Raw genomic sequence first — 6,461 nt, 5'->3', positions numbered from 1 at the left:
GCAGGAGACGCTCACTTTTATGCGAAGTCCAGGGCCGTACCGACGCGCCGCAGACCACGATCTTCACGGCACCCACCAACCTCAAGTCACCCGACTTCGCATAAAAACGGACTTCGCATTATTGCGACCGGTGCTCCAAGGTCTGATCTGCTGCTCGTCGTGGTTGTTGTCGATCGGCAGGGCTGGATCGTCGAGGTAGCGCGTGAGCGCGACCCAGCGGTTGAGGCTGTAGTCGAAGGCCGTGGCGGTGGCCGTACCGTCGGTGACGTGCTCGCGCTCGGCCTTGAGCCACTTGAGCAGCGCGTTGGCTATGGGCATCGCTAGATCACGGCGCTTTTCCAGCCGCTCCTGTGCACTCTTGTCCTTGATGAGGCGCTCGACGTCGTAGAGCAGGCCGAAGTATTCCAGGGCCTTCTCCGCCAGCGCGCTCTTGTTGGTGACGTGCAGCTTGAAGAAGTACCGCCTCGCGTGCGCCATGCAGCCTGCTTCCGTCACGCCTTGCCGGAACAGCGCCGAGTAGCCGGCGTAGTCGTCGCACACCAGGCTGCCGAGCCAGCGCTCTTCCTCGCGCGCTTCAGCGCCATGTCCAAGGAAGGCCCTGGCATGCTCGCCCGCACGGCTGATGGCGAAGTCGTAGACCACCGCCTTGATCGGCTCCATCGGGCCCGAGGCGTAGGCCCAGAGGTAGGCCTTGTGGACCTTGCCGGTCTTGGGGGCCAGCATGCCCACCGGCGTTTCGTCGGCGTGCAGCACGGCGCAGCACAGCAGCTCGGCCTTGAGCGCGTCCACCAGCGGCTGCAGCCGCACGCCGCACTGGCCCAGCCAGGCTGCCAGCGTGGAGCGCGGTATGGCCAGGCCGGCGCGGCCGAAGATCGGCTCCTGCCGATACAGCGGCAGGTGATCGTTGTGCTTGGCCACCGCGACGTGGGCCAGCAGAGCGGCCGTCGGGATGCCCTTGTCGATGATCTGCGCCGGCACCGGGGCCTGCACCAGCATGCGGCAGTGCGAGCAGGCCCACTTGCCGCGCACGTGGCGCTCCACCGTGAAGGTGCCAGGCGTGTAGTCAAGCTTCTCGCTGACGTCCTCGCCGATGCGCTTCATCGCGCAGCCACAGCGGCAGTTCGTGTCTTCGGGCTCGTGGTGGACGTTGCGGCGCGGCAGATGGGCTGGCAGCGGGGCGCGCTTCGGTCTTTGCTTGGGCTCGCTGTCGCGCGGCACCGAGTCCTTGAGCGCTTCGAGCTGCGCCTCGACAGCCGCGATGTCGGCATCGATGTCCTCGTCGAAGAGCTGCTTCTGGCCGGGGTCGAAGTGCTCGCTCTTGGCGCCGTAGCGCAGCCGCTTGAGCTGCACGATCTCGAAGGTCAGCTTGTCGATGGTGGCCTGCTTGAGGTCCATCTCGCGCTGCCGCTGCGCGATGAGCTCGTCCTTGCGCGCCACCTCGGCCATGAGCTCCAGCAGCACCTGGCGCATCTGCTCAGGGTCCAGCGTGTTGAGGCGGTCGTCGGTGATCACGGCCGTGATCGTGCCAGCACTGGCGGCCAGGCCGCCATCGGCACAACCGGCAATTGAGCTGCGCTACACCACCGTGATGACGCCGGCCTCGCCGATGCGCCGCCACGGCAGCCCCAGCACCAGTGCGTCGAACTGCGGCTGGCTCAGCGTCAAGGTCGCGCCGCCGTCCCGGGGCCAGACGAACTTGCCGGCGTTGAGCCGCCGCGCCGCCAGCCAGATGCCGATGCCGTCGTGCACCAGCACCTTCATGCGGTTCGCTCGCCGGTTGGCGAAGCAGTAAGCATGGTGTGGCCGGGCCGCGCCGAAGACGGCCACCACACGGGCCAGCGCCGTGTCCATGCCCGCGCGCATGTCCAGCGGCGCGGTGGACAGCCACAGGGCTTCGACGCGGATCACCGCAGGATCTCGCGCAGCCAGGTCGCGCACTCGGCAGCGGCTCCCAGCGGCCACGTCACGGCGACCGTCGTGCCGCCGCGGCGCAGCTCAATGCGGATGTCGGCGGCCACCGGCACGGTGCTCGGCGCCAATGCCAGGGGAATGAACGTCGGCGGGTTCTGCGGTGTCGTCGGCGGTGGAGTTGGTGGCTCTGATGGCTCGCTTGCCTGCCGGGCCTCTCGGCGCCAGGTGTGCAGGAGGTTGGCGTTGATGCCGTGCGAGAGAGCGATGCTTGCGATGGACGCTCCGGGCTGGGCGCACTCGGCTACCACCTGCTGCTTGAAGTTGTCGTCGTACTTCCTACGGCGCCGCACCTTGCTGTCTTCGATCATGTCCATTTGCTCCTGCGTCATGGACACGATCGTCACCGTTACGCTGTTGAGCGTTCAACCTGACTTCCCCAGCCGCTTACGGATCTCCGTCCTTGTCACCCGGCCTTCGTAGCCGGGCATCGTTGAAGCAGCGCCTCTTTTTGGCCCGGGTCCATCGTGACCGGCGTCACCCGGCCTTCGTAGCCGGGCACCGTTGAAGCATCAATTTTCCGAACAACGGGGTCTTCGCGGTCCGCGTCACCCGGCCCTCGTAACCGGGCATCGTTGAAGCGGTATCCCGCTGGCCACGTTAATCCGGGCCACTAGGCCTCTCACCTGGCCCTTGCGGTCGGATTCAGCGAAGGCAGCTGTTGATAACCGCAAGTCTCAACGGCCGGAACCGAGACAGCAGCCACACGCGCCCAGTCATACCTTCCTGGTTAAGCCCGGCCTGGGGAAGGTACAGACATCGCTGCAGCTCAGGAAGCCATCGAACCCAGCACTGATGCCAGTGCCGCGTTGAAGGTAGGAGCGTCCTCGTACTGCACCCAGTGCCCGGCATGCGGGATGAACACCAGCGACTCGAACGCCGGTGCCTGTCCGAGCGCATGCTCGACCACATCCGGCCGGCCCCGGTACAGCGCATCCTCGGCGCCCCAGATGCCGGCCACCGGGCAAGTGATGCCAGGCAGGGTGCGCAGGAGCAGATCCGTCGCCTGCAGCCGGCGTTGGCGCATGCGGTCGCGCTGCAAGTTGGCGTCGTGGATACGCAGCGCCAGTACATCGACCGACGCTGGCCGGGCCAGCATCAGCCGCTCCAGGTTGTGGCGATGCACGGCATCGCGCGCAGGGCCGGGCGGCTCGCCCTGCCACGCACGCAGCGCGATGCGCCCGATGGGGTGGTTGGTCAACGCCGGCGCGCCAACGAGGATCAGCCGCTGCACGGGGTGCTGGCGCCTTGCCGCCAGCAAGCCGGCCACGAGGCCGCCAAAGGAAAATCCCACTAGATCGACGGGCCTCGCACCGAGCAACTGGCCCAGGCCGACTTCCAGCCATGGCGGCAGCGCATCGGCGTCGTGACCGTCTGGCGGGCTGGCGGAATCGCCGAAGCCCGGCAAGTCGGGCACGAGCACCTGGCGACCACAGCTTGCGAGGGCCTCGATGTTGCGCACCCAGTGCGTCCAGCTGCCCGAGCCGCCGTGCAGCAGCACGACCGGGGGCCCGCTGCCCCAGAGGTGCCAGACCATCGAACCTGCCCCGCAGGGCGTGTACGCGACCTGTGCCGCGGCTTGCAGGGCAGCCAGCTCGGCCACCGTCTTCAAAGTGCCAGCTTCCATGCGCGCAGCGCAGCCACGGTCTGCGTGAGCTGCTGCCTGAGCAATGTGTCCAGGTACTCGTCCACCGACCTGGGCGGCGCCTTCAGCGAGCGCTGGTGCCGGGCCGGATAAATCATGCAAGGCCGCGACATGGCGCCGAGTCCGGGAAAAAGCAAGCTATGTGCAGCTAAACCCTTGTGGCAGCAGAAAAATCCGTGGGTAAAAGCAAGCTTTGCTGGACGCTTACGAAAGTTGGTTTGTTTGACAACGATCAGCTGTGATGAGTCGGTTGTCACTGTCGGATTTCTTTACACCGCAAAACTAGAGGTTGCAGCAACCCGTTGATTCTTATCAAAAAGTTAATTTGGCATGACTTTTGCATATTGCTCGTCGACTTGCAAAAGTCACTTTGATACACCCATAAGGAGGTTACATGAGCACCAAACTTTCTTCTGTGTTGGCTGGGGTTTCGCTTGCGGCATCCGCCCTGGCTGCAAACGCCACGATCGTCACCGTGTTCGATGCTGTCGGCACGGGTACCGCCTCGTTCAACAGCACGGTCGTCGCAGCCGGCGGTACGGCCCAGGCCGATACGCTGAATGGCGTCAGCAGCGGAACGTCAATCGTCCGGGCTGACTTCACGATCACCAAGCCGGGCAACTCATTCTTGTTCACAACCAGCTACGGCACCCTGACGGGCCAAGTAGTCGACATCGCTCCGAGTGGCTCCGGTAGCAACCCTGGCAATTACATCAACAGCGGCATCACCTTCACGTTTGCTGATGAGATCAACGCCATCGGCTTCGAAGTAGGCGACTGGGGCACTTGCTGCCAACCTTCGGCCCTCTTCATCTCCTTCGATGGCGGTGCGCCGATCCAGGTTGGCATTTCCAACAACTACGGTGACGTGTTCTACAACAACAAAGCCGAAGTCTTCGTGGCTGCCTTCGATGATTCCGGCAGCTTCAGCACCGTGAGCTTCTGGGGCAACGGCGTGGGCGAGGCCCTGTATGCCGGCGGCACGATCCGTTATGCCTTGCTGGACCAGGGCTCGCTGCCGCCGACCGGCGTGCCGGAGCCCGCATCGTTGGCCCTGGTGGGCTGTGGCCTCGCCGGTGTGATGTTCAGTCGCCGCCGCAAGCAGAAAAACTGATCTAGCTGCACCTGCTGCGCGGCGTCGACCTTGACGCCGCGCAGTGTGCGCGAAACCTTCAAGGCAGGCCACTCGGGTTGTGGACGACGCTCGGAAAGCGCGCAATTCTGACGGTGAAGGGTGCGCTTTTGAACAGCAAGGCTACTGCAGCAGTTGCATGAGGGAGACCGCCCGGTAGGGCGACCTGCCGGGCCAAGGAAAGCGCTCCATCTCTCCCGTATTGGTGGACGATCACCGCATCTGCTAACCGCCGGGCGGCAGCCATCAGCTCGCCGTGCCTGAGACTGCTTCGGTGGCCCTAGCATCAGTGTTGCCATGGGGCTGCGGCAGCCAGTCGTTGGACATGCCCAAGAGCGTGTCTGCGACGGGAAGCTGGTTGTTCGCCTGGATAGTTGTGAGCATGCTCGGGTCGGCCAAACCAGCTGATGTACGGACTGCGCAGCGGTTCAAGTTGTGTGCCATGCGCAGTACGAATTTCAGCCGCGAGCGGTCCCACGGGGTGAAGCGGGGCAGCAGCATGCGGTGGGTTGCATGGTCCGCCGTACCCCAATCGGTGGTTAGCGCCGAGCGGAAGCCGCACTCCTGAGCCAGCTGCACACAGCGTGAATCCACGTCAGGACCCCACTTGCCGTTGGGATAGGCCAGCAGGTCCACGGAGGCATCGAGCAGCCGCTCCAGTGTGCTACGGCTGTTGCGCAACTCGGTGCGAATGGCATGAGCTTCAAGCTCAGCAAGGATGGGATGAGTGTGCGTATGCGAGCCGATGCACATGCCCGCACGGTACAACGCGCGAACCTGTGTGGAGGTCAGCATCAAGTCACGGGGAGCGGCCACATCGGCCACCCGGGCGACCTCGGCGCAGGCCGCCTCACGCCGAGCTGCCGGCAAGTACTTCACGGCCGCTGTAAGTCGCTGCATGAGAGCCAGGCGTTGCATTGGCGTGGCCACGCTCTCCAGTCCAACGCCGGGCATCTCCAACCCATGGAGTTTGAGCCGATCGTGCCGGGTATTGCGCACGGCGCAGGCCAGCACGTCGTTCCACATGCAGCCGCCGTCCAGCACGCCCGTGGTGACGAAGAACGCCGCACTGAGACCGTGGCGCTGCAGGATGGGCAATGCCACGTCATGGTTGTCGGCATAGCCATCATCGAACGTAACGCACAGCGCCCTCTGCGGCAACGTGCCCTGCTCCAAGCGCTGCACCGCAGCGGTGAGCGGCAGCACGTTGAAATGCTGCCTGACCCAACTGCACAGTCGATCGAAAGCGACGGCATCCAGACTGTCCGGCTGCAACGGATCAGGTGCAGGCAGCACCCGATGCAGCACCAGCGTGCTCAGGCGAGCTGCGCTGCCAGCAGGAGACAGGTGGCGCAGCAAGAGATTCAACAACATCGTAGTTGGCGAAAACGCCGCCATTGCATGCGGCTTACGGATGTCAGCCACTGAACCCGTGTGGGCTAGTGAAGCAGCATGATGACCAAGCTTTTAGCTGGCCTGGATCATGGTGTGGGCAAACCGTACATGACTCCCCTGCCGAAACGGCTTGTTCGCCGCATCACAGGTCGCGCAGTAGCTTCTGCACCTCGTCCTGCTGCTTGAACTCGCGCCCCAGCGCGGCCAGGGCCGAGAGCTCGGTGCGGGCCTGCGCGCGCTGGCCGGCGTCGAGGTACAGGCGCGCCAGCGTCAGCTTCCACAGCGGGTTCTTCGGGTCCAGCGCGACCACCTTCTTCTGCA

9 protein-coding genes are annotated in these 6,461 nt (G+C 64.7%); 2 read left to right on the top strand and 7 right to left on the bottom strand.

Annotated elements, in window-relative coordinates; all coding sequences use genetic code 11:
• Nucleotides 1-81 precede the first annotated feature (81 nt).
• The 5 genes from tnpC to FJ694_RS37725 form a co-directional block, all read right to left on the bottom strand.
• Nucleotides 82-1,512 (bottom strand): IS66 family transposase, encoded by a 1,431-nt coding sequence (gene tnpC, locus FJ694_RS35720; RefSeq protein WP_157272269.1) that lies wholly within the window; start codon nucleotides 1,510-1,512, stop codon nucleotides 82-84.
• A gap of 63 nt (nucleotides 1,513-1,575) precedes the next feature.
• A complete protein-coding gene (gene tnpB / locus FJ694_RS35715; RefSeq protein ID WP_157272268.1) occupies nucleotides 1,576-1,908 on the bottom strand; it encodes an IS66 family insertion sequence element accessory protein TnpB in 333 nt (110 codons plus the stop codon).
• Nucleotides 1,905-2,285 carry an IS66-like element accessory protein TnpA gene (gene tnpA, locus FJ694_RS35710; protein ID WP_232540376.1) on the bottom strand — a complete coding sequence of 127 codons (381 nt, stop codon included), beginning with the start codon at nucleotides 2,283-2,285 and terminating at the stop codon, nucleotides 1,905-1,907. The genes tnpB and tnpA overlap by 4 nt, the downstream gene beginning before the upstream one ends.
• Before the next feature lie 452 nt (nucleotides 2,286-2,737).
• Nucleotides 2,738-3,571: an alpha/beta fold hydrolase gene (locus FJ694_RS35705; protein WP_232540377.1), complete on the bottom strand. Its 834-nt coding sequence runs from the start codon at nucleotides 3,569-3,571 to the stop codon at nucleotides 2,738-2,740.
• A gap of 5 nt (nucleotides 3,572-3,576) precedes the next feature.
• The gene (locus FJ694_RS37725; RefSeq protein ID WP_259373198.1) at nucleotides 3,577-3,711 is read right to left on the bottom strand and encodes a VapC50 family PIN domain-containing toxin; all 135 of its coding nucleotides are present in this window, start codon (nucleotides 3,709-3,711) and stop codon (nucleotides 3,577-3,579) included.
• Between FJ694_RS37725 and FJ694_RS35695 the strand changes: the two genes are divergently transcribed.
• Both FJ694_RS35695 and FJ694_RS35690 read left to right on the top strand, forming a co-directional pair.
• Nucleotides 3,710-3,919, top strand: a complete 210-nt coding sequence (locus FJ694_RS35695) for a hypothetical protein (protein WP_157272267.1) — start codon at nucleotides 3,710-3,712, stop codon at nucleotides 3,917-3,919. The two genes, FJ694_RS37725 and FJ694_RS35695, sit on opposite strands and share 2 nt — an antisense overlap.
• An 88-nt stretch (nucleotides 3,920-4,007) precedes the next feature.
• Entirely contained in the window at nucleotides 4,008-4,727 is a 720-nt protein-coding gene (locus tag FJ694_RS35690) for a PEP-CTERM sorting domain-containing protein (RefSeq protein ID WP_157272266.1), read from the top strand.
• A gap of 264 nt (nucleotides 4,728-4,991) precedes the next feature.
• Here FJ694_RS35690 and FJ694_RS35685 read toward each other — a convergent pair whose 3' ends face one another.
• Both FJ694_RS35685 and FJ694_RS38065 read right to left on the bottom strand, forming a co-directional pair.
• Nucleotides 4,992-6,170, bottom strand: coding sequence for a polysaccharide deacetylase family protein (locus FJ694_RS35685; RefSeq protein ID WP_232540375.1), 1,179 nt, complete (start codon nucleotides 6,168-6,170; stop codon nucleotides 4,992-4,994).
• 112 nt (nucleotides 6,171-6,282) lie between these two features.
• Nucleotides 6,283-6,450 (bottom strand): tetratricopeptide repeat protein, encoded by a 168-nt coding sequence (locus FJ694_RS38065; protein WP_375140300.1) that lies wholly within the window; start codon nucleotides 6,448-6,450, stop codon nucleotides 6,283-6,285.
• Nucleotides 6,451-6,461 lie beyond the last annotated feature (11 nt).

It is taken from the genome of Azohydromonas aeria (assembly GCF_009760915.1).
GTDB classification, from domain to species: domain Bacteria; phylum Pseudomonadota; class Gammaproteobacteria; order Burkholderiales; family Burkholderiaceae_C; genus Azohydromonas; species Azohydromonas aeria.
This window is presented reverse-complemented; position numbering and strand designations above follow the sequence as displayed.